Annotated in this window: 13 protein-coding genes; 7 read left to right on the top strand and 6 right to left on the bottom strand. The window is 56.5% G+C overall.

Annotation, left to right across the window (positions count from 1 at the left end; all coding sequences use genetic code 11):
* Positions 1 to 36: 36 nt before the first annotated feature.
* From BLU11_RS06860 to BLU11_RS06850, 3 genes are read left to right on the top strand one after another with little or no spacing between them, the layout of a single operon-like run.
* On the top strand, positions 37 to 567 hold the full coding sequence (locus tag BLU11_RS06860) for an RNA polymerase sigma factor (protein ID WP_090272647.1): 531 nt from the start codon (positions 37 to 39) through the stop codon (positions 565 to 567).
* Positions 568 to 606: 39 nt separating this feature from the next.
* Positions 607 to 1,587 carry a FecR family protein gene (locus BLU11_RS06855; RefSeq protein ID WP_090272646.1) on the top strand — a complete coding sequence of 327 codons (981 nt, stop codon included), beginning with the start codon at positions 607 to 609 and terminating at the stop codon, positions 1,585 to 1,587.
* Positions 1,588 to 1,633: 46 nt separating this feature from the next.
* Positions 1,634 to 1,975, top strand: coding sequence for a hypothetical protein (locus BLU11_RS06850; RefSeq protein ID WP_090272645.1), 342 nt, complete (start codon positions 1,634 to 1,636; stop codon positions 1,973 to 1,975).
* Between the two features lie 2 nt (positions 1,976 to 1,977).
* On the opposite strand, the gene BLU11_RS06845 is transcribed toward BLU11_RS06850, so the two are convergent.
* Positions 1,978 to 2,430, bottom strand: coding sequence for a hypothetical protein (locus tag BLU11_RS06845; protein WP_090272644.1), 453 nt, complete (start codon positions 2,428 to 2,430; stop codon positions 1,978 to 1,980).
* Between the two features lie 148 nt (positions 2,431 to 2,578).
* Between BLU11_RS06845 and gspH the strand changes: the two genes are divergently transcribed.
* From gspH to BLU11_RS06825, 4 genes are all read left to right on the top strand, one after another.
* A complete protein-coding gene (gene gspH / locus BLU11_RS06840; protein WP_090272643.1) occupies positions 2,579 to 3,064 on the top strand; it encodes a type II secretion system minor pseudopilin GspH in 486 nt (161 codons plus the stop codon).
* A 2-nt stretch (positions 3,065 to 3,066) separates the two neighbouring features.
* Positions 3,067 to 3,435 carry a type II secretion system minor pseudopilin GspI gene (gspI, locus tag BLU11_RS06835; protein WP_090272642.1) on the top strand — a complete coding sequence of 123 codons (369 nt, stop codon included), beginning with the start codon at positions 3,067 to 3,069 and terminating at the stop codon, positions 3,433 to 3,435.
* Positions 3,435 to 4,118, top strand: a complete 684-nt coding sequence (locus BLU11_RS06830) for a prepilin-type N-terminal cleavage/methylation domain-containing protein (RefSeq protein ID WP_090272641.1) — start codon at positions 3,435 to 3,437, stop codon at positions 4,116 to 4,118. Before gspI ends, BLU11_RS06830 begins: the two co-directional genes overlap by 1 nt.
* 202 nt (positions 4,119 to 4,320) lie before the next feature.
* The gene (locus BLU11_RS06825) at positions 4,321 to 5,157 is read left to right on the top strand and encodes a hypothetical protein (protein WP_090272640.1); all 837 of its coding nucleotides are present in this window, start codon (positions 4,321 to 4,323) and stop codon (positions 5,155 to 5,157) included.
* A 235-nt stretch (positions 5,158 to 5,392) separates the two neighbouring features.
* On the opposite strand, the gene BLU11_RS06820 is transcribed toward BLU11_RS06825, so the two are convergent.
* The 5 genes from BLU11_RS06820 to BLU11_RS06800 all read right to left on the bottom strand — a co-directional run bounded on the left by BLU11_RS06820 (position 5,393) and on the right by BLU11_RS06800 (position 21,503).
* Positions 5,393 to 6,097, bottom strand: a complete 705-nt coding sequence (locus BLU11_RS06820) for a DUF2971 domain-containing protein (protein ID WP_090272639.1) — start codon at positions 6,095 to 6,097, stop codon at positions 5,393 to 5,395.
* A gap of 251 nt (positions 6,098 to 6,348) precedes the next feature.
* A complete protein-coding gene (locus BLU11_RS06815) occupies positions 6,349 to 6,702 on the bottom strand; it encodes a hypothetical protein (protein WP_090272638.1) in 354 nt (117 codons plus the stop codon).
* A 144-nt stretch (positions 6,703 to 6,846) separates the two neighbouring features.
* Entirely contained in the window at positions 6,847 to 7,143 is a 297-nt protein-coding gene (locus BLU11_RS06810; protein WP_090272637.1) for a hypothetical protein, read from the bottom strand.
* A 124-nt stretch (positions 7,144 to 7,267) separates the two neighbouring features.
* Positions 7,268 to 8,107, bottom strand: coding sequence for a hypothetical protein (locus BLU11_RS06805; RefSeq protein WP_090272636.1), 840 nt, complete (start codon positions 8,105 to 8,107; stop codon positions 7,268 to 7,270).
* 73 nt (positions 8,108 to 8,180) lie between these two features.
* On the bottom strand, positions 8,181 to 21,503 hold the full coding sequence (locus BLU11_RS06800; RefSeq protein ID WP_172828675.1) for a filamentous haemagglutinin family protein: 13,323 nt from the start codon (positions 21,501 to 21,503) through the stop codon (positions 8,181 to 8,183).
* Positions 21,504 to 21,576: the final 73 nt, after the last annotated feature.

The raw sequence follows: 21,576 nt of genomic DNA, 5'->3' as shown, positions 1-21,576 counted from the left end.
AAATCCAAACCTTTCTATGGCAGGAGCAAACCGGTCATGGCAGACAATCCGATAAAAATGGCCTATCTGAACCATTACGCGGAGTTGCGCAATCGGCTCAAGATGCGGCTGGGTAGCTATAGTCAGGCCGACGATATCCTGCATGACACATGGATCCAGTTGCATCAGAAGCGATCCCAGGCTGAAACCAAATCCCCCCTTGCCTATCTACATCGCATGGCCATGAATATTTCAGTCAATGACTTTCGTCGCCAAGAGTTCTTTGAAGTAGATACCGAGGCTCTGCTGCACATAGCCGATGACACACTCGGCCCGGAGGACCATACCCTGGTTACGGACGATATCAGGCAGCTCCACAAGGCACTCTCCCACCTCTCCCCTCGCCGCAGAGATATCTTGCTGGCCTCGCGCATATACGAAGTTCCGCATAAAGAACTGGCCGAGCGCTATGACATCTCTACCCGAATGATCGAGAAAGAGTTAAGATCGGCACTTGAGTTCTGCTGCAAACACCTTGGCCGCGAATTTATACAGCGCTTTGGCCCCGCCTCAGACAAGAAAACATGAAGGGATGCTCTTCCTCCACACCCTCAGACAAGCCCCGCTATGCCGCCCAGCACTGACAACCACAAATCCGAACCCAATGCCGCGGATCCAGAGCTGATCCAGGAACAAGCACGTTGCTGGCTGGTGCGCATTACTTCCGGAAACATGTCGCCGGACGAAGCCGAATCGTTCAAGTCCTGGTGCGCGCAAAGTCAATTGCACGCCCGTACCTTTGCTGAAACCAGCCGTGCCTGGCGTCTGCTCGACGCCGCTGCCAAGCTGAACACCGACACGCCTGTAGCATTACCACCACGCCAGCTCAGCCGCCGGCACTTTCTTGCAGCCGCAGCCGGCCTGACCGGGGTAGCCATGGTCGCGCATTTCGGTATGCGTACAGGTATCTCGCTGGGTACAGACAACAGCATTCAGACCGCGCGCGGCGAACAGAAACGCCTGAATATCAGCTCCGATATCGCCATTACACTCAACACTCTGACCCATATCGAGATGTTCGATGACAACACCAGCACCCACCAGCATCGCTTACGACTGGTCAGCGGTGAAATGGATGTGCAGTGTTCTTCTTATACAAAGGGCATCAATATTGTCGCGGCAGGCGGCGAGATCAAGAGCTCGGACGCACATATCAACATCAAACACATCAATGACAGTGTGCAAGTCACCTGCCTGCAGGGACTGACTGAAGTGTCATTCCAGGGGCAGAATGCGCGCATTGGTCCCGGCGAACAGATACGCTACAGCCCCTCGTCGTTTTCTTCGCCCACCTCGGTGGATGCCAGCAGCGTCAGCGCCTGGCTCAATCGCGTACTGGTGTTTGATGATATTCCGCTGGGCACAGTCATTGAAGAAGTAAACCGCTACCGTTCAGGTAAAATACTGCTGCTGAACTCCAAGGTCGCCGAGCGTCGGGTGCAGGCACGCTTTGAACTCGACAGGCTGGACGAGGTGATTACCCTGCTGACCGATGTCTACGGCATCAAGAGCCTATCCCTGCCCGGCGGAGTAGTCGTGCTGACCTGAAGGTCTATACTGATTCGGCTCAACGAATCAATCTGGAGCCCAGATAATGAATTTATTCAACCACCCCTTCTGGTTCAGCCTTATAAGCTGCGCATTACTCACCGCCGTATTGCCAGCCCATGCCGAGGATACCAACAGTCAGGATGCACCTGACTCCTGCATTGAAGTGGTAGTGAACGGCCAACGTGCAATGCCGCTGGACTGCTATACCCAGATGATGGCGCCCAAACCGCACACAGGCCACCCGACCCACAACCCGGCATTTGACTCGGCTGATGTTGCCAAACGTCAACCGAATGCGATAGGTCAATTCAGCCAATCAGCTTTGCGCATCCGCATGGGCAGCAACCTGGGCCAATCAGCCCAACCGGCACGCCCACCGCGCTGATATCACGCTCTGGGCACCCGGCTGATCCCATCGGGTCCAGTGTCAGGGATTGCCGGAGCAGCTATTTGCGACTCAACCCCAGCGCGCTCGACCGTGACCCCATCAGTCTCGATGGAGGTGAGAACAACATCATTCATCAGCGACTCGCCGGGCATGTAAGCTTGCGCAGGCGAACCATTCACAGACAGCACCGCCACCGCCCGATCCGACTTGCGCACCAGGCCGATCACCGTCACATCCAGCCGTACCGGCTCCGATCCAAACCACCCCGCCATTGCTTCACCAGCAGCGTCAGCCACGATAACTGACACTTCGGCCTCCTGGACAGGAGCTGACTCGGGCTGATAGAGCACATAACCCCAGACGCACACCCCAGCTGCCACAGCCAGCAAGCCGGCCGCATGTATCAGACGCACCGGGGATACCGTCTGCGGTAGTCTCCAAGTAACTGACATAGTCGCAACTCCTTCAGTGGGTTGATCTGCCGACGCCCATACATAGCAGATTAATATGTGCATTTAATGTCAACGCCACATTCAGCGCGTAATCTCATATAACAACGCAGGCGGACTCTCTCAACATGACGTAGGGGCAGCGTACTTCATGACCATACAGCGTCGCAGTCGTGGCTTTACTCTCATTGAATTGATGATCGTATTGATCATCATCGGTGTTGCGACGGCAGCCATCAGCCTTGATATTGCGCCCGCCCCAGATGAAAACCTGCGCCGCGACGCACGTGAACTGGCACTACGGCTGACTACCGCACAGAACGAAGTCCGCATCGATGGCCGCGTCATCGCCTGGCAAGCGCTTGGCGATGGGTACCAATTCGTCCGCGGCACCTGGACCAACACGCTAGGCAGCGTCGTGCCCGTGGTCTCGACGGCAGGTGAACTGGATCGCTTTGACAGCGACGAAGCGCTGCGGCCGCGTCAATGGCGTGCCACACAAGTAGCCGTATCCCCAGAAACGCCCCTATTGCTGACATCCGAATGGATAGGCGCGCCACTCAAACTGGAATTGCGTAGCGGTGAGCATCAGGTTGCCATTGTGCGCGACAACACTGGCAACTACAGGGTGGAATAAGCATGTCAGCAACCCGGCAAACAGGCTTTACCCTGATAGAAGTGTTGATCGCGCTGGCCATCATCAGCGTAGCGCTAGCCGCCTACACCCGCGTCACCAGCCAGGCCGCGACTAATATGGCCCATATCGAGCAACAGACGCTGGCCATGCTCTCGGCGCAGAACAGTCTGAACGAAGTACGCATGACGCCCCTACCTCCGGCCGGCCTACATCAGGCTGAGTGCCCCCAGGGCGACCAGGAGTTCATTTGTCGATTACAGGTCGGCTCACTTCAGCAAGGCATGCGCAACATCAGCATTGGCGTCTATCCCCTGCAGCACAGTGACCGGCGGCTAGCCTCCCTGCAAACCTGGCTGCCGGAGGCCCGCTGATGCAAGCCCCACCACACAACCGCCAAAGCGGGTTCACCCTGATCGAAGTCATGATTGCCATCATGATCATGGCCATCATCAGCCTGATCGCCTGGCGTGGCCTGGACATCATGACCCGAGCCAACACCCAAATGGAGGTGCGCGGCGAAGAAAATGCGCGGCTGATGCGCACGCTGCAACAGCTCGAACATGACCTCGCCTGGCGTACCACCATCGAATTACCATCCAGCGCCATGGACATGCCAGAGCAAGGCGCTGAACCGACACCGCCCGAACCGACTGAAGACAGGCAAGTACCGCCAATATCCATGCTGCCCGTAGGCATGGATGTGCGGCGCCTGAACCAGATCCCGCTGCAACTTGAACTGGTACGCGCCGCCCCCGCTGCCCCCGGCCAGTGGCAGCGGGTGCGTTGGTGGTTGCAATCAGGCACGCTCTATCGCGCCGCCGGCCAACCTACCAACAGCTACCCCCTGCCCGACCCCAAGACCGCGGACAGTGTTGCGGTACTGGAAGGTATCGCCTCTTTCAACGTCCGCGCCTGGGAGCCCCAGCAAGGGTGGCGACAACTCCCTACCACCAGCCGCTCCCTGGCACCGGCATCAGGCTTGGAAATCCGTCTCGGCACCCGCCGCAGCGCCGGGCCGGTCTCGTATTACCGCCGGGTACTGGCATTTGATTGATTACAGTTGGGTTACGCCACCGGCGTCACTGCGAGCCACGCAGCGGCTCGATGCGAAGCATCGGGCGCAGCAAACCCCAACCTCCCAATCAAGGACGTTAATACAAGTACCTTAGAGTTGGTTCAACGATGTCTGTTGGGGTACCGACAAGACTATCTTGGTTCAATATGCTGTAGAGCATCTTAAACACCAAGGAAAGACAATGATTCCAACTCAAGCAACGAATCCGAAGCAAATCTGCGAAAAAATTCTCCAAGAGGAAAAGCGCTATAACATCGAGCACGGCATCCTGCCCAGCGAGAACACCATTGTAGATCGACTGCTAGCTCGTGGAATTGAATTGAAGGACACCTATGCAGAGCTACACTGTAAGCTCCATGCATATCCGCCGGCGCTCGAAGTTTTTCTCGGGCTGCTCTTGAATACTGCTGCTTTCTGGTCTCCGGAAAAGATTCAAGAAGCGCGCGCCGAACGCAATGATCTCACCAACATCAACCAGAGGATAGCAAAGAAAGCGGCCGAGCTCGCGGTATTGCTGGAACAACGCTCCGAACTACACAATGTTTCTGGCTTCAGCAGCGATACGCACTATCATGTAGGTCAGGTAATTGAAGCAGCTTCTCGGCGCAACTATTTGTTTCAGTCCTATGTTAAAGACAATCTTCGCGCTCTGCGTGGACAGTTTGACTTGAAATACTGGCCCTCTCTGAGCCAGTTTGTGCAAGAACTGGCATCTGACGCTAATAACGCCGTTTTAGAGGCCTCAGATCCCTTGACGGCCGCAGCCACCTCAGCACCACGCTCATCCAAAGCGGATTTCATCAAGGCTCTCTTCGCCTCTATCGACGAAAACAGAGCTGAGAACTACGGTCAACTGCCGAAAGGCTTCAAACTCACAGACCGAACTTTAGCCTCGATGGTTAACTGCGCCCTGAACCTTGATTCCGATGATCTGGTGGACGATGCATATATAAAGCGGCTTCGCCAACGCGAACGCAACCAGTTAGCGATATCGAACGCAACAGAAAGGGAGCCATAATACAAACATAGAGATGGATATGCCGCCTGCCCTCCATTCCGTCCGAGTATATCGTGGTCTTGCTCTTAACTACCAGGGGCGTCGGCATCCCACACTCCATTTTCAAATACTCGAATCATATAACTATTCAGAACAAATTTGTGAAGAGAGGGCGTGACAGGTTATCACCAGCGCTCCACACTCCTTACCCCTCCGCCCATCCTGCTTAGCTTCTGACGTGTGCACTCCGCTTGCATTACAAGTCATCTACACTAACAGCGTTATCTTCTACCACATATGGATTTGGTGCTTTATAAAGTACAGACCGCCCAATCCTCCCTTTAAAATTCAGTTTATTTTTGAAGTAAAACCTAAAAGCTTTAACCAGTTCTTCTGGTGCTCTCGGATCAAGAAGAATGCGATCGATAAAATCATGAGGATCAAGCCTCACCGATACACCCTTCTTCTCCACATCACGACTTGCTTCCGGCGTAAAAAGAGTAGCTCGCCACTCTGCCTCATGACTAAACGCATCGCGCTTATTATATAGAGCATCGGTTGCCCTACCAATATCAAAAGCATCCCTCAACTCAGCAGCAATCCCCCTTGTGATCTCATCGATCTCTCTTTGAGTTTTATACTCCACTTTCGCCAATCTACGCTTATAACCATGAGCTTTACAGGCTACCTTCATTACTCCGGTAAGCTTGTCTACCGTGGTGGAAATTCGAACCCCCATTCCATTCTGGGAGTAGATCCGCCACATAGCATCTGAAATCGGTCTTTCCCCCCAACACTGAGCAAAAACCGCATGATCCTTCGCATGCCTAATACGTTGTTCATAAGGATCATCCCACGTACTCGGTTTGGCAAAATAAATCTCCTCCTTTTCGAATATTTGAACGACACGGCTAAAATCCATGATCCGATACAAATTTTTCTGTCTAGACTTTGATGCCATTCTCTATCCTTACAATCCGTTCAACTCTTCTTTCTGGAATCACAATAACGTTATGTATCTAGGCCCTCAATCAGAGAGTCCAGGAAATATGCATAAAGGGCCAGCAGAGCAATACCTCATGCGATATTAGTGAGTTAAAAAGGACAAAATCTTTAAGGATGATTGTTTTCATATGCCCCCTCAATCCCTTATACCTTCATAGGTGGGGAATCATGCCCGCTCTGGTAGGCAAGACCGGCCACCGAATATTTTTATTGACTTATTGGATATCCCATCAGAGAGTAAATTTCGACAACATTCATCCCCTGTGCAATAGCTATCGTAAAGCAGAGACTTACAATAAACACTTTCAAGCGCCAAAGAACAAATATGTAACGAGAGGCTGGCGCACCTTTGGGCAGGTACACCTTCAAAATACTCCTGTAAGGACCGCCAACAGAAAATAGCCAAATCGAAGATATAGCAATTGCAAAGCAAGCAAATGGCTGTGGGTATTCAAACTGCAAAGCGGTATATCCTAGCGACACGAGCAAAAAGGCAACCGGGCCGTTTGCTTGAGCGAAGTACTTATTGGCTATTGCTTCTTCCGGGCTATTTTGGATCATGTTTTCCCTATTTTATATAACGCCACTACGTGGATCAGCCAAAACGATACCGCAGGCAGCCCTACACGACTTCAGCTCCAGGATATTCTGGAATTATTTTTCCTAATTATAAATTAAATAATAAAATTCCTGGCGACTGATTATTTACTTCTTAGATTTATCGTATTTCTTCCAGTTATCAGCGAGCCACTTTCTTACATTTTTATGACTTCGGACATCGCCCGGAAGGTGTTCCTTGATTAGTCTTTCAGCTTTAGTTCCAGATGCTTTATATTTAAATTCACATGCTTCTGCAAACCGGTTAATGAAAGCTAAAACCTCATACCCTTCATTCCGATTAAGCAAAGCGCTATCAGGAGCTCCGGTGGCCTTGGGATCATCAGGGGCAATAGCAGTCCACGAGTATCGGTATTTCAAATCTGATTTTGAAAGTAAGGGCATGTTTCCTCCTTGGTTGTTGTTCTGCTTCAAGCCTAACGCTTGTAAATAGTAGGCTTACACCGATCTTCCAGTTCAATTGCAGCACTTGGCTGAACCTGGCCATTCTCTGCTACGCGTCTACCCTTCACTTCTTGCTTAGAATATCCACCACAGTCGCTGTGGGCTGGCCTGGTAAGGGCTTGGAAAGAGCGCCATTGACGCTCACGCTGGGTAAAACGCTAAAGATGTCTGTTCCGGTACCAATGAAGACGACATTTCTGGTATCGGCAAAACCCTCCATATCCCAATACGCTGCTGTGCTAAATGGGCTTTTCCATTTCGCCTCATCGCCATCCGCATCGGTTATATTCCGACCAAAATGCTTGGCATAAAGACTCTGCAGGAGCCCAAGATTTGGTCGCAGTTCGCTTGATCCGCCCTTGAGTAACGGGTTGTCGTTCAGACAGTGGTAGATCACATCGATGACATTCGGATCGGCGCTGACCAACGCCATATCCTGCACAAATAGCGTTTCATCAGGCAGGCAATCCGACTGACCTTCACATCCGACGAACCAACGCCACAACATATCGTGAACCAATCGTGTGCGAACCAGTTCAGCGTGGTTGAACGAATGCAGAATCTGCAAAACCCAGGCCCGGATCACCAGCGGCAAATTCGCTCCGCTCACACAGCGATCCGCCAATGCATAGAGGTCCTTGCAACGCTTGATCAGCTCAGCATCGATCTCACTTCGCAGCCCTGCCAATACATGATTAACCGGTACATAAGAGTTCAAGCTGTTCATCCTGGCCCATAAGTCAGCCGAGATAATGCACACACAAGGAGAAGAATAGCGGTAGACGTGCAACGGCTGCTTCAGTGCCGTACTGATATGCGTGGACAACTCCCGATTCAGTTCATACATCGAAATATGACTGGTAAAGCCTTTACGGGTTATTGCCTTCTTCGGAACCTTCTTCATCTTGACTCCCTCCCAGTAAGGGCCGCGGCTGCTCATGGCAGGCCGCAGCCACTGCCCTTTACCGTTCAGCGCTTCAGAACTGCAGGCGCTCCTCCTCTGTCATCTGCTGCAGGCCCTCTTCACTGACAGGCCCAACCCCCAACACCTGCACCGGACTACCCTGGTTATAGGACAGCGGATCATTCCGGCCACTGCTCGGCTCCAAACGCTCATCGCCGTAGCCCAGAATTTCCACACTGATAATGGATGGCAGATTACGTCGTGCCGCCTGGTTCACCTGCTCGGCAGCCGTTACCGCACTGCTCGCCGCCTGGCTGGCCGAGGTCAGGGCACCCACGTTGACGGCCGCCGCCACCGGTATACCGGTCGACTCGCCCTGCACCTGAATATTGTCCGCGTTCAGCACCTGCAGAGCCGCGACGTTGACGCTACCCGACACCCGGATACCGGCCTCGCCCGCATCCACCGTACCCAGCGGCGCGATCAGATCAATATCACCCGGCTCGATCTCAGGAATCGGATTCAGCGTGGCAATACCCGCACCAGTACTTGGCACATCCGGCGACAAGGTCACGTTACCCCACTGATCAAGCATCCGACTCGGCGGCGTATAGACCACCGTGGTATTCGAGCCCCGGCCTGCGTTGATGTCGCCTTCTGCCGACCAGCCAAGAATGTCCCCACCAAAGGTGGTCATCACCCGGCTCTGGCCCAGCAGGATGCTGTCCCGCGAATAGAGTTGAATATCGCCCTGGCCACGGGTGATAACACCCGCCGTGGATGGCGGCGCCGCGCCCTCCACGCCAAAGGTCTGTGCCCCGCCCGGCGTCAGCATCTGGATATCACCACCCATATTGGTGTGAACCCCGGCACCGCCGTACATCAGAATGTCGCCAGCGTAGGCAATGGCATTACCGGCCACATCATGGGTCGGGAACAGCGCCGCAATGGCGTTGCGACCCCTCAAATAACTGCCGAAGCGCGACCCATCCGCATCGTTGTACTCGCGACCGCCGGCCTTCAGCTCGGCAAAATACAGTTTACGACCCAACACCCGCTGCTGCTCAACCCCCAGTCCGGCAAAGAACGCCAGTGCCTCATCCACCGCGCTGTCTTCACTGCTGGGCACAAAGCCGTAACGCTGTTCCAGCCACTCGATCAGCTCGGCCTCGTAGGTCTTGGCAACCTTGCCCTCCTGATCAGCCAGCGGCAGGTCAGCATCAGCCAGGTTCTCCGGATTCAGATACAGATCGAGGAACCCGGCAAAATCGACGCCCGGCCCCATGCCCGCTTGCATCACGATGCTGGCACCGGGGCGGTTGTCGCCGGGCACGATCGGGCCAAGGCTGGTGATGGCGGTTTCACCGTAGGTCAAAGAATCGTTAGGCAGGCGATCCGCTTGCCCAACCATCAGGATATTGCGACCGGCGCGCACTTCCAGCGTACCGGGTCCAGCCACATCAAAACTGCTATACAAAATGTCTCGGCCCGCTTCGATAATTGAGACATCGGTCAAGCTGTTGTGAACAAGCAGGTTACTTGTGCTTCTGCCCGTACCGTTACTAGTATTTCCAAGTGCCCGGGTAATCGCATTGGGAATAATCACAGAATCGCCAAGCAGGCCACCCGAACGTACAATATCCCGCCCGGCACGCATCCATATGGGACCAGCACCTTCATACCAAGTCTGTCCGGCACGCCCACCGCTGTTAAAGACCAGCACTTCACCGCTACTCAAACCAACAATATCGCCATCACGGGCATATAGCCGCGCTGGCTGAGCTGAGTCACGCTCCTCACCCGAAAAGGTATTTGACTCAAAAGAAAACAGCGAAAAATGATACGGGTCAGGAACAATCGCATCAGCCGCCAGATTGTGCAGCTCTGTCACCGAGTAGCCGTCCTGCCCATATATCGCAAAAGCAGGAGTAAAAGGCGTGGGCATTGCGCTGACATTGGCACCTGACTGGCTGACTGTATTGCCGTTGGCATAGATCGATTTACCCGCCAGCAATGCCAAGCTGCCTTGGGTCGCGGGTGCCAACATCAGATCGTCAAGATAAATACTGCCCTCAGCTGCTACCGCACTCAACTGTGATGGGAAAATGTAGCGGCCATCGGTGCTTGTATAGTTGGTAACTGTGTTGGTTCCATTATCCCAAAGCCGCCCATTAGGAGTCAGATCGCCCCCTGCAGAGAGCAGATTAATGGCGGTATTCTCGGTCCAGAGCGAGAACCAGCTATAGCCGTTGTCCTCAGGCACATAGGGTAGAGACACCCGCCCCGGGTCACCCGTGCCAGCCAACACCAAATCACCGCGGGTAGCCAGCGTAGCTGCGGAGTCCCCCAGCATCAACACCAGGCCGCCGCCGGCAGTACCCAGCGAGGACGTATAGGGGTCGAAGGCCCTTATTTCTTCACCGTCGGTCTGAACCTGAGATGTAGAGTAATAAGTCAGCGCAACACCACCGATCTCTCCCGCCTGCAAACGCAAACCACCACGCAAGTTACTCAGCACACCATTCAGATTCAGGTTCTGTTCCCTGCCACCAGTAGCCCGTGCCTGCAAGCCCGGGTTTAGCTCCCCGCCGAAGCGCAAATTCAAATCCCCGCCGCCGGTCAGCAGCAGCTCTCCGCTCTCCGTGACCCGACCAGTGCTGCCAACGGCTAATACCAATCCTTCACTGCGAGGGCGGCTATTATGCGATACCCCTCGACGCGCCAACATGCCGGCATCACCGTCCACATCTATAGTCAGATTGCCACCACCCAAGGTGCCGATACCAGTAAAGCCCACCAGCTCTGGGATAGAGGCAACAGCATTCTGCTCACCAACTCCAAGACCATAATTCCCGCTGGACTGATCAGTCGCCCTCGTCCCCGGTACGTAAGTCCCAAAGTTGATCCACCAGCCGGTTGCAATGGGATCCACTCCCACCGTATCACCACTGCCCTGGCGCCACAGCCAGTTGCCCTGATCCACGCTGCTCCGTTGCGGGCGTAACTCCTCGCCCGGCCAGCCTGGGGCATAACTGCCAATCAGGTCGCCAGTCAGATTGCCGCCAGCTCGCAACAACAGATTACCGCCACCATCAGGGTACCAGGCCGCATAAGTGCTATCGGCACCACCATTAACCAGCGCTTCGTAGGCTTCACCCACATCCTCATCAGCACTATTACCTGTGTGCAGATAACTACCATCGCCTGCTGTACTCCGTGCGCGATTGAAGGAATCTGCTTCAGTACCAGCTCGTGACGAAGTGGAAGTACCGGCAGTGTATATGCCATACAGTGACTGCATCGAGACGTCACTAGCGGCCAGCAGCTCCAGATCACCAGTACCTGTGCGTATCACACTGAAGTTCTGTGCCACAGGATATAGCGCAATTACATCACCCTGTTCGCCACTTTCATTTGGAATAAACACACAATACCCAGCAATATCACAATACCCCGCATCAACGTACTCCTGAGGCACCGGGCCCGTCTCGCCCGTTGCTGGATCCCAATGCCATTCACCATCTGGTTCCGGTACAAACACGCAGTATCCAGCAATATCGCAGTACCCCTGATCAACGTACTCTTGGGGAACCGGCCCCGTCTCACCGGTAGCCGGGTCCCAATGCCACTCACCCTTGGGCTCTGGCTCCGACTCCACGAATACGCAGTAGCCCGCGATATCACAGTACCCCGCATCTACGTACTCCTGAGGCACCGGCCCACTCTCGCCAGTAGCCGGATCCCAGTGCCATTCGCCTTCGGGCTCCGGTTCGACAAGGATGCAATATCCTGTGATCTCACAATAACCCGCATCGATGTACTCCTGGGGTACCGGCCCCGTCTCACCGGTAGCCGGGTCCCAGTGCCACACCGGCTCACGCCCCGATGCCGCTCCACGTTGCTCAAACACACTGTAATGCGTATCTGCCAGTATCAGCCGCCCCGTTGCACCATGCTGCCTCAGTCGCGGGTCAGCCGCTTCAGTATCCGCTCCCGCCACCAGCCGGATGCTCCAGGATTGCGAACCTTCCGGCAGCATAGCCGCCACCGCCCAGTTCTTGCCCATGCTGTCGCCACTGACTGGGCGCAGCGGTACCGAGATGGCATCGCCCACCAGTTTGACATCAGTCATCGAGGGAATCAGGGCACCAACCGGCAGCAGGGTGTTGTCGGCCAGGATGGCTGCGACCGGCAGCGGCACACCGGCCGGCCAGGTCATGGCAGTCAGGGGTATGGCATTTGGCAAACGGCTGCCCGCCTCCAGCTGGCTGCCCCGGGGCAACGTAGTGGCCTGATCCAGCAGGGTGCCAGCGGCATACAAGATATTGCCGTCCGCATCACGCACCGCCGCACTCAGCACGGTGTTGGCGGGGATGATCAGATCGGCAGCCAGTTCAGCTGTTACCGGCAGTTCGGTATTGGCCGGCAGCGTCAGTGCCTCAATCGGCACCGCATAGTTCAGAGTCTTGTCTACCGGGAAGGTTGTACCCTTGGCCAGCTCCACCCCAGCACCCGGCACAATCACATCACCACCGTAGGCCTGCACACCGGGGGTCAATACCCAGCCGTTGTCATCAGGCGTAGCGGGCGGCGGCGCAAAGCCATCGTTGACGCTGCCATAAATGCTCAGGTCGCCGCCGGCACGAATGGCCAGCGCACCTACCTCACCGGAACCATAGATACTGGTCCGCTGGGTGTGTGGGTTGAGGCTGGCATAGCGATGGCCAGACAGGTCCAGATCACCGCTGACGATCAGGTCACCATCCGGGGTGGCGCTGACCAGCTCCACCCCGGGGCGCAAATGCAAGACATTTGCATAGCGGGCGTTATTCAACCCGGCCAGTTTGATGTTCAGTAGGTTGTCGTTGAGCAGCGCGGCATTGATAAAGACGGTGCTGTCGGCGTGCTTGGCGTCCAGATAGGCCTGATCGATAATCTGGTAGGGCCGCCCGCTGGCCGCCTCATCCGTACCGTAGGCCGCATCGTCATAGCGCTGCACGGCATTGAGCGCAATGGAGCGGGCGCCCTGAATATCCAGACTGCCTCCGGCATCGATATCAATATCGCCAGCCGTCGCACCACCCAGGCGCGGTGCGTTCAGTTCCAGGGTGCCACGGTCACGGCCATCATGCAGGCTCGGATCAGCCTGCACCCGTTTATCAGCCGTACCATGACGCAGGTCGATACGCGCACCGTTGGCCAGGGTCAGCAGGCCGTCACCCGAGTTCAGCTCAACCATGGCGCGGTTGGGCGCATCGATAATCTGCCCGTAGCTGTCCAGGCGCAGCATGCTGCCGTGGGCATCCAGCAGTGCATCACCGGTCAGAGTCAGGCCGTTATTGGCAGCCAGGCGAATGGCACCCACCCGCTCACCGCTGGCATCCACGGTACCGGCCACGGTCAGGTGGCCCCCATCCAGGGACACTTCAATCTGGTTGGCCTGTACCTCATTACCAATGGTCAGATCACCCTGCTTGAGCTGGAAGCTGCGCAGGCCGTTGACCTCACCGTCATTCAGCCGCTGGTTCAGTTCGGCAAAGGCGTTGCTCAAGCTGCCCGCACCTAGTTGCTGGGCGCGCAATACGATACCGCCCCCCAGATAAGGTACATAGGTGCCTCCGGCCTCGTAGTAGCCGCTGGCACTGCCGAGTATCTGCCCCTGCAGGTCAACCCGCCCCGCTGCCTCGCCCAGGGCGATGGCGGTCACCCGGCCAGCCTGGTTGTGTTCAGCAGAGACATTGATGATCGAGCCAGCCGTTTGGGTGATATTGCCGGTGCTGCTTTCCAGGCTCACATCGCCACCCCAGCTGTACTGGGTAGCTTCCTCATCATCGAAGAATTCAACACTGCGGCCAGCCAGGTCCAGATGCGCATTGTCACCCAGCGTCAGATCACCATTGGCAGCCAGCTCCAGCTTGCCGCTGGGCAGCGCCACCGTGGTATCCAGATTCAGGCCATGGCCTGCGGTCAGCGATAGTTCGGCACCCAAAGCGCTGATGTCAGCGGGATCAGCCGCACCGACTTCAGGTGCCAACACGTTGATGGCACCACCAGCGGTAATATGGTTTACCGAGCCGGCCTCGCCAGTCATCAACGGCGTAGTGATCGTCAGGTTGCCACCGCTGTACTGGGCGCCCTCACCCGCCACATGCGCACCCTGGCTCTGGTATACCGCCAGGCTGCCCTGGTTATTGGCAGTCACGCGGTCGCTGGCACTCAGGTTGACATTGGCAAAGCCCAGCGCCAGCCGGTCCAGCGAGCTGATACCATCGGGCTGGGCCCACGGGCCATAGCCGAAGGTGATCTGCTCGGCATCCACGGCCAGAGTGCCGCTGCCGGTGCCCGCACCACCAGTCACTACCGCGCCGGGGGCCATAGCCGCGCCGTTCCATACCAGGTGGCCGGTCTCGATCAACGCGACATCATTGGCAGCGCCATAACCATAAATGGCCGGGGTAGTCAGCAGCAGATTATCCAACAGTGACTCGCCGTTCTCATCCAGGGTGGACAGGGTCACCGACTCGAAGAAATTCACCGAGTCAGCGGCGATCAGCTCCAGGGTTTCCAGTGCCGGTGCGCCGCTGTTTTCATCGCCTTGCAGCAGGCGCTCCATGGTCTGCTGGTTAAGCGCCAGACCCGGAGTCAGAGCATTACGGGCGGCAGCGGCAGCCAGCGCTTCGGCGCTGCCTATATTGAAGGCGCCGACCCCCAAGCTCAGATGGCGAGTGCCATAGCGAACATCGTCATCCAGCTCAAAGTCGTTGTTGGTAACAAAGGCGATGCTGCCTTCAGAATAGAGTTGTGTGGTACCTGTACAGTCGTCCGCAGCACAGCCACCGATGCGGATTGCACTTGGGCCGGCGGCACCGGAAGAGTTCTCCGGCGCCAGCCATTGCAATTGCCCGTTGGACACAGCCACCACACCTGAATTGCCAGGCTGATAGATAAACCCATCTGTCGAATCATAAGCCACGTCACCCTGAGCCAGGGTATTGATCACCGCACCTTGTTCAATTTCAATAGCGCTACTACTGTCAGTTCGCACGCCATAACTGATCAACATCACTTCCGGTGCCGACAAAGTCGCCCCCCTACGTACGGTTATGGCCCGTGCCGTACCAGTAGGAGTATTGAAATGCAACAGATTACCGCCCTGACCATAGTCCACCTGCGGCCGGCTACCGATCACCATTCGGTTTACTTCTATCCGGTTAAGATCTGATGCTTGCACAGCAACTTCGAATTCAGAGTTGGGCAATGTACCATCGGCCATGATTTCGATACGTGCATTCGAAAAACTCCCCACCACCGCCAATGTACTGCCATAACCATCCTCGTGTGCCTCGCCCAGCACAGTGCCGTCAAAGTAAAAACTCAGTTCCTCGCTTTCTGCATCACGAGTAGGAAACTGTAGTAGCAACGTCTTGGCATCGCTCTCAATCAAGGCACGCGGCACACCAAGACGAGCGGCATCAGCGCGCACAAAATCAGCATAGTTGGTTTCGTTATATTGCGAGTATGTGCGCAGGGTATCCGCCGGAGTCAGAATCAACTGGCTTGCAAGACTGTCGCGAATGCCGCTGCCGGCAATCGACATGATGCCAGCAATGGAAAATGAACCATTACGCGCGGCAGTGGCCGGGGTAACCGCGCCCTGTCCGGCCAGACCATTGATTTCCACCCGGAAGGCACCAGGCAGCAGCGCATAAGTAGAGGGCATCAGCGTATAGGTACCCGCCGGCAGGCCGGAAACCCCGGTGCCTATGGTCACCTGCTGGCCAACCATAGGATCGACTGCCCCCGCTTCTCCACTCCCAGGGGCCACGCTCTGCACACCCGGCACAATGGCATACACCGGGTTACTATCCAGCCCCGGTAAAGTAAAGCCATCAGTGCCAATCTGCACCAGCGGGTTATAGCGAGCATCGGTGGAACCACCTCGACCGGAAACAAAACCGGCCCCAGTAAGCTCGCCTCCACCAGACAGGTCAATGACCGCCCCTTCCTGCACATCAACCAATTGTCCGGTCAGGGTGACGCTGCCAGCTTCCAGTGAGCCCGCACCGTGCAGTTGCACCTCCTCCCCTTCGTACTCCCAGGTGAGGCCATCCTTAGTCCCGCCATAGGGCATCACTAATCCCGCAGCGCTGACAGAAATCAGACTCCCATCGAGCAGATTCACCGCCTTGGTCGTGCGGAACGAACTTGGTGACTGACCCACTTGCACCGAACCGAGTGGAGCGCGAAGAATACCACCCTGCTCGATGGTGTCGGCACCCAAAAGCAGGCTGCCGAACACTGAATAAGGCACGTCTGGCACTTCTTCGGTCGTGCGCATCACTCTCAGAGTGCGTTCGGAATCGTAATCAGTAAAATTACCGCGCCAACCCGCATAGACCGTGGCATTAGCTCCGGTTGCAGGGTAGATCTGCGCGGCCGCCAAAGTGAGGTCGCCGGACGTATTGAGCACAGTGCCGGCCGTTACCGTGGTGGCCAGAAAACGCATATCGCCCTGGCTAACCAGCTCAACGTTATCGAAGGCGCGTCGATCGACTACTACCCCCAAGCCGTCAATATTGGCATTGCCACCACCACGGGCGCCGAAGGCCACCCCATCCCTCAGTTCTAGCAGTTGCCCTGCATTCACCTCAAAAACACCAGCAGGAGCCTGAGTAGAAATGCTAGTAATGCCGCCACGCACAGTGGGGCGAATATAGTTATCGGGTGAGCTGGTCGCCCCGGCTCCTGCCAACCCTACATATGGTGCGGCCAATGTGATGCGGCTGTCTTCATTGGCCGCATCGGTCAGCCCCAAAGCCCCGGTGTACAGGTTCAATGACTGGCCCATATTCAGGGACAGATCGCCCTCAAAACTGAGCAAGCCATTACTCAGTACGGTCAGGTTGTCAAAGCCGCCACCATCAATCTGATCAACGCCCAAGCGGCCCTGCCCGTACACCAATTGATCCGCTGCCTCACCAGCATCAATACCCCTCGCGAGCTCGCTATCTGTATTCTCCTGGATAAGAACGAACTCGCGCACCCGGCGCACCCGCTCATCGGGCACAACGCCGCCGCTTGATCGGTAAAGCGGTGTTTCCAGAGCAACGGTCAAGCTACCACCCGCCGCGCCAGCACCGCCGGAGGCGGCCAGCATGGTGCCGTCCAGGTATAGGCCATTGCCGGAGGTCAAAGTAATATCGCCCCCCTTGCTGGCCACTTCAACTGCGCCCTGCCCTGGGATATCCAGTACCGCACTGGCGCCCGAGGCATCCAGTAGTGCGCCTTCGCGCACCACCACAAAAAGATTGGCGGCATCGGCTATGCCGCTGGCAGGGTCGAATGCACCGCCGATAACGATGCTGCCGCCCTTATTTACCTGGCCATAGCGTTGGCCACGCACGTCAACTGTCGTGACCGCACGGCCGGCCACATCCAGCACGGCATTTTCACCGATCCAGATGGAGTGGCCATGGCCAGCCGCTTCTGCTCTTTCTCTATCAATCCCTGCAGCAGGCGCCACGCTGCCAAGCTCAATCTGACCGCCCCAGGCATTAAGGGTGCCATCCACTGTCAACTGGCCAATGCTGTGGATATCAATGGATTGCCCAGGGTCGACATTAACTACCGCGCGCCTGCCAACCCCGGCTTGAACATTGGCCATATCCCCGACGCTGGATTGTTCGCTGCCAGCCTGTAAGCTCAGGCTGGCACCTTGGCGTTGGGCCAGCTGACCCTCAATCGGATCTTCCATGTACACAGGCGAAGTCCACCGTTCCAATACCTCGCTCGGATCGCTGCCAGTAGCCAGGCCACGTGCTTGTTCGTTCAGACGCATCACCGGCATGGTGACGTCGACTTGCGCTCCCTCGGCAACCGTAACGCCATATTGGCCAACTACATTGTAATGACCGAAGCCCTTGTCAAAGAAGTCTGACTCCAACACCAGCGGCGCCTGCACCGCGACGCGTTGATCAAATACCGCTCCGGCCGCCACTGCCGTACCCACCGCCAGAGTCGTATCCATTGGCGCAACTTGGCCAACGGTGACGGTATAAGTAGGCGTCGGTAAAGACGCGAGAGAATCCGGCAGCTTGTAGCCCGCCGGCAGGGTACCGGCATTGATGCGGGTAATGACAGCCCCTTCTGGAACCGTCTCGCCGCGTATACTTCGATAGCGCGTGCTCCCCACATAGACATCTAGATTGGAAAGAGCCGTTAGATCCCAACCACCCGAACCGACGGCGACCGATAATGTATTCCCTGTGTTACTAAAGGTTATAGCGGATTCCAGCGTCTGCCCACTAACCACTTGGTTGTAGCTGGCATCCGCCAGCAGAATGTCACCTTTACCCTGAGTAATCGGCTCATTCAGCAGCACCGTAATGGGGGCCGGTTCTCCCGCCTCCAGATAGCCACCCGCCAGTATTTCGTCGTCACCAACATAAATGGCCGAGCCAGCCTGAACCGTCAGGCTGCCGCCGCCGTTGACACCGTGGCCTTGTATGTCACCGTCCAGCACCAGCGACCCACTCTGGCTGAGCAGCCCAGCCTGCAGCGTTACATTTCCGCCGCGCCCGCCCTGCTGACCGCCATCAACCAGGATGGCAGCGCCTGATGTCACATCAATCAGGCTACCCTCGCTCAGGGTGACATCACCGCTGCTGCGGATCGAGATATTGCCGCCATTCTGATACGGTAGAAGGCTGGTATTCTCGGAGTTCAGGAGTAGATTGCTCCACAGGCCGCTGGCATCCAGGTTGACGCCTTCAGCTACCGTGACACCGGCAGCGGTGCCGGCTGGTGCATTGATCACCACGTCCTGAATATTGGTGTTATTGATACCGATCTGATTCACCACGTTACCCAGGTGAATGCTCCCACTACGCGCGGTGAGGTCGGCGTTGACGTTAATCTGTGGGCCATACAGGGTGATGTTACCCGCATGACCGACCGCCAGGTCATTTTCCACTGTAATGCTTTCCCCGGCCGCCACCTTGATGGCGCCCAGGTTGAATCCGTTGAGCTGGTCGGCATTCAGTACCAGTGTGCCCTGGCGATCGTCCGGTAGTTCGCTGTCCAGTTCCAGACCGGCGGAGATATTGCCGGCGGTATTGTTAAAGATCACCTTCTGGATGGTGTTGCCGGTGGCGGTCAGCCGATGTTGAAGGGTGCCGCTGTTCTTGACATAAAACGGTACATATTCGCCCACCACCAGCTGCGCGCCACGGGCCACGGCCTTTTGTGACTGGTAATAGCCATCCAGCCCCTGCTGGGCGGCTTGGGTCTGGCGATCACCCTGATAGGTATCACCGACGATATCCCCTTCCAGCACCGCATTGCGGGTACCAATCACCAAGGTGCCGGCGTCACGACCTACTGTATAGCCGTTTTCCAGCCGGGTTTTGGGGGTGATCAGCGGGTTCCACCAGGATTCTTTCTGGCCCCAGCGTTCGCTGTTGCGTTCAAAGCCTGAATAGATACCGGTATACAACAGATCGCCGGGTGCACTGGACACTTCATAGAGGTTACCATCCGCGCCGCGCAGCCAGGACAGTTGAATTTCACCGGTCTGCACATCCAGGGTACCGCCGGAAATGTTGATCTGTGAGCCTTGCTGGGTAACTACATCGTTACCGGCAAAGATAACGCTGCCGCCCTGGGCCATCCATTCACCCACGCTGTGGCCCTGGGTGCCCAAATAGCCCGCTACTTCCAGCAGGCCACCGGCGGTATACCAGCGGTCACTGTCATGGCCATTGGTACCGGCGGGGATGTAGACCAAGTCACGGACATCCACCCATACATCGTTGCTGCCGATGTTGCCTTCATCACGGTTGTTCGGTGAATCCCGCAGTTCGTTGCCCTGGATATTGACCTTGACGCTATTGGACTCCATCGACACCTTGACGCCTGTAGCACCGGATACATCCAGAGTGGCGCCGTCGCGTACCAGGCTGCGTTCGCTGGCATTGACAGCGATCTGGCCCCCGGTGGCCAGGGTCATGGAATCATTTGCAAAGTCCACCGTGCCGCTGCTGCTAATCTCGACCAGCGACTGGTCGCGGCGGTACTTATCCGCTGGGACGATATTTTGATTGGCATTATCCACTACCGGGCCTTGCAGGCCGTCGCGCTGGCTGTCCAGGGCGGTGGTATCGGTATCTTCCAGTAGAATAGCGGTGGTGCTGCCCTCGCCCAGGGTGACATTGGCATCGGTGCCAGTGGCATTGAGGTGAACAGTGCCCCGGTTATTTACCGAGGTGCTGGCCAGCAATACTCCTTCCTGCTTGACTTGGTTACCGGTTAGGCTGATATCGCCGATGCTGGCCTGGATAATACCGCTGTTGGTGACAGTACCGTTGCCGGCTGCAGTGATCACATTACCGCGCACTGTGGACTGAAGGTCGCCATCGGTGGTGGCATAGCCTTTTTTGATAATAAAGTTGTCACCAGCGGCCATGGCCGTCTGGCCATTGGTGGTATTGATCTCACCGGCGTTGTCTACATTCTGCCCGAGCAGCAGCACATAGCCGCCGCCCTGGGTTGAGGTTTCCGACTTATGGGTGGTTATCTGTGCGCCCTGCTCTACCACCACATCACCAGCGGCATTGGTGATGGTGGCATTGTTGCCGTTATACAGGCCGTTGTTCTCGAACTGGCTGTCCGTAATGGTACCTGCAGCCGCAACCATATTGCGCACGTTGGTCTGGCTGGAGCCGGTAAAGATGACGCCGTTCTGGTTGATCACCATCACGGTGCCGTCGGCTTTCAGCTGGCCGGCGATCTGACTGGGGGCAATCTCATTTCCGACCACACGGTTGAGTACCGCATCACCGGCGTTCTGCTGGAACTCCAGACTGGTATCACGACCGATATTGAACGTGTCCCAGTTGAGGATGGCCTTGGATTCGGTCTGCTTGATGGTCAGGTCTCGGTCACCGATATTCGGTGTGCCATTGGCCCATTCGGCGCCTTTCCAGTTCAGTTGGTTGCCATCAGCATTCCTATCCCACAGACCGCCTTGGGTGTAGCCTTCGGGAACATGGGAGCCATTCTGGCGGGCCGCGTCGCGGGCTGCCTTTTGCGCGGCTTGCTGGGCGGCAATGGAGGCGGCGGTACGACCGATATTGGCGATCGAACGTTGCAGTTGGGCGTTATCTTTCTGTTGCTGGGCCAGCGGCGGCGGTGTGCCGGGGATATGCGCACCGGGGCGGTTGGGGTTGGCAGCAGCACCTTGGCTGGCGCCCTTGGCGGCAAACCAGTCGGAACTGAACGGGCGTGGAGAGGCTTCGGCGGCACCGGCCACCAGCAGCAATGCAATGACCTGGGCTACCGGGCGCAGGGTAAATGATGGCCGGCGGTTGATGGGGCGGCTGGGTTTGAGTTGCCTCATTACTCTTTCCTTATTGGATCTGCGCTGGTGCTGATAAGTACGGTTATTTGGTTGGCGATGGGAATTCGCTTCT

Source organism: Halopseudomonas litoralis (assembly GCF_900105005.1).
Taxonomy (GTDB): Bacteria; Pseudomonadota; Gammaproteobacteria; order Pseudomonadales; family Pseudomonadaceae; genus Halopseudomonas; species Halopseudomonas litoralis.
Note: the sequence above shows the minus strand (reverse complement) of the source record. Positions and strands in the feature narration are given on the sequence as shown.

What these genes read in the sequence shown, in the direction of transcription:
- BLU11_RS06860 (WP_090272647.1), top strand. Translation starts at nt 37, where the DNA reads ATGGCAGACAATCCGATAAAAATGGCCTATCTGAACCATTACGCGGAG.
- BLU11_RS06855 (WP_090272646.1), top strand. Translation starts at nt 607, where the DNA reads ATGCCGCCCAGCACTGACAACCACAAATCCGAACCCAATGCCGCGGAT.
- BLU11_RS06850 (WP_090272645.1), top strand. Translation starts at nt 1,634, where the DNA reads ATGAATTTATTCAACCACCCCTTCTGGTTCAGCCTTATAAGCTGCGCA.
- BLU11_RS06845 (WP_090272644.1), bottom strand. Translation starts at nt 2,430, where the DNA reads ATGTCAGTTACTTGGAGACTACCGCAGACGGTATCCCCGGTGCGTCTG.
- gspH (WP_090272643.1), top strand. Translation starts at nt 2,579, where the DNA reads ATGACCATACAGCGTCGCAGTCGTGGCTTTACTCTCATTGAATTGATG.
- gspI (WP_090272642.1), top strand. Translation starts at nt 3,067, where the DNA reads ATGTCAGCAACCCGGCAAACAGGCTTTACCCTGATAGAAGTGTTGATC.
- BLU11_RS06830 (WP_090272641.1), top strand. Translation starts at nt 3,435, where the DNA reads ATGCAAGCCCCACCACACAACCGCCAAAGCGGGTTCACCCTGATCGAA.
- BLU11_RS06825 (WP_090272640.1), top strand. Translation starts at nt 4,321, where the DNA reads ATGATTCCAACTCAAGCAACGAATCCGAAGCAAATCTGCGAAAAAATT.
- BLU11_RS06820 (WP_090272639.1), bottom strand. Translation starts at nt 6,097, where the DNA reads ATGGCATCAAAGTCTAGACAGAAAAATTTGTATCGGATCATGGATTTT.
- BLU11_RS06815 (WP_090272638.1), bottom strand. Translation starts at nt 6,702, where the DNA reads ATGATCCAAAATAGCCCGGAAGAAGCAATAGCCAATAAGTACTTCGCT.
- BLU11_RS06810 (WP_090272637.1), bottom strand. Translation starts at nt 7,143, where the DNA reads ATGCCCTTACTTTCAAAATCAGATTTGAAATACCGATACTCGTGGACT.
- BLU11_RS06805 (WP_090272636.1), bottom strand. Translation starts at nt 8,107, where the DNA reads ATGAAGAAGGTTCCGAAGAAGGCAATAACCCGTAAAGGCTTTACCAGT.
- BLU11_RS06800 (WP_172828675.1), bottom strand. Translation starts at nt 21,503, where the DNA reads ATGAGGCAACTCAAACCCAGCCGCCCCATCAACCGCCGGCCATCATTT.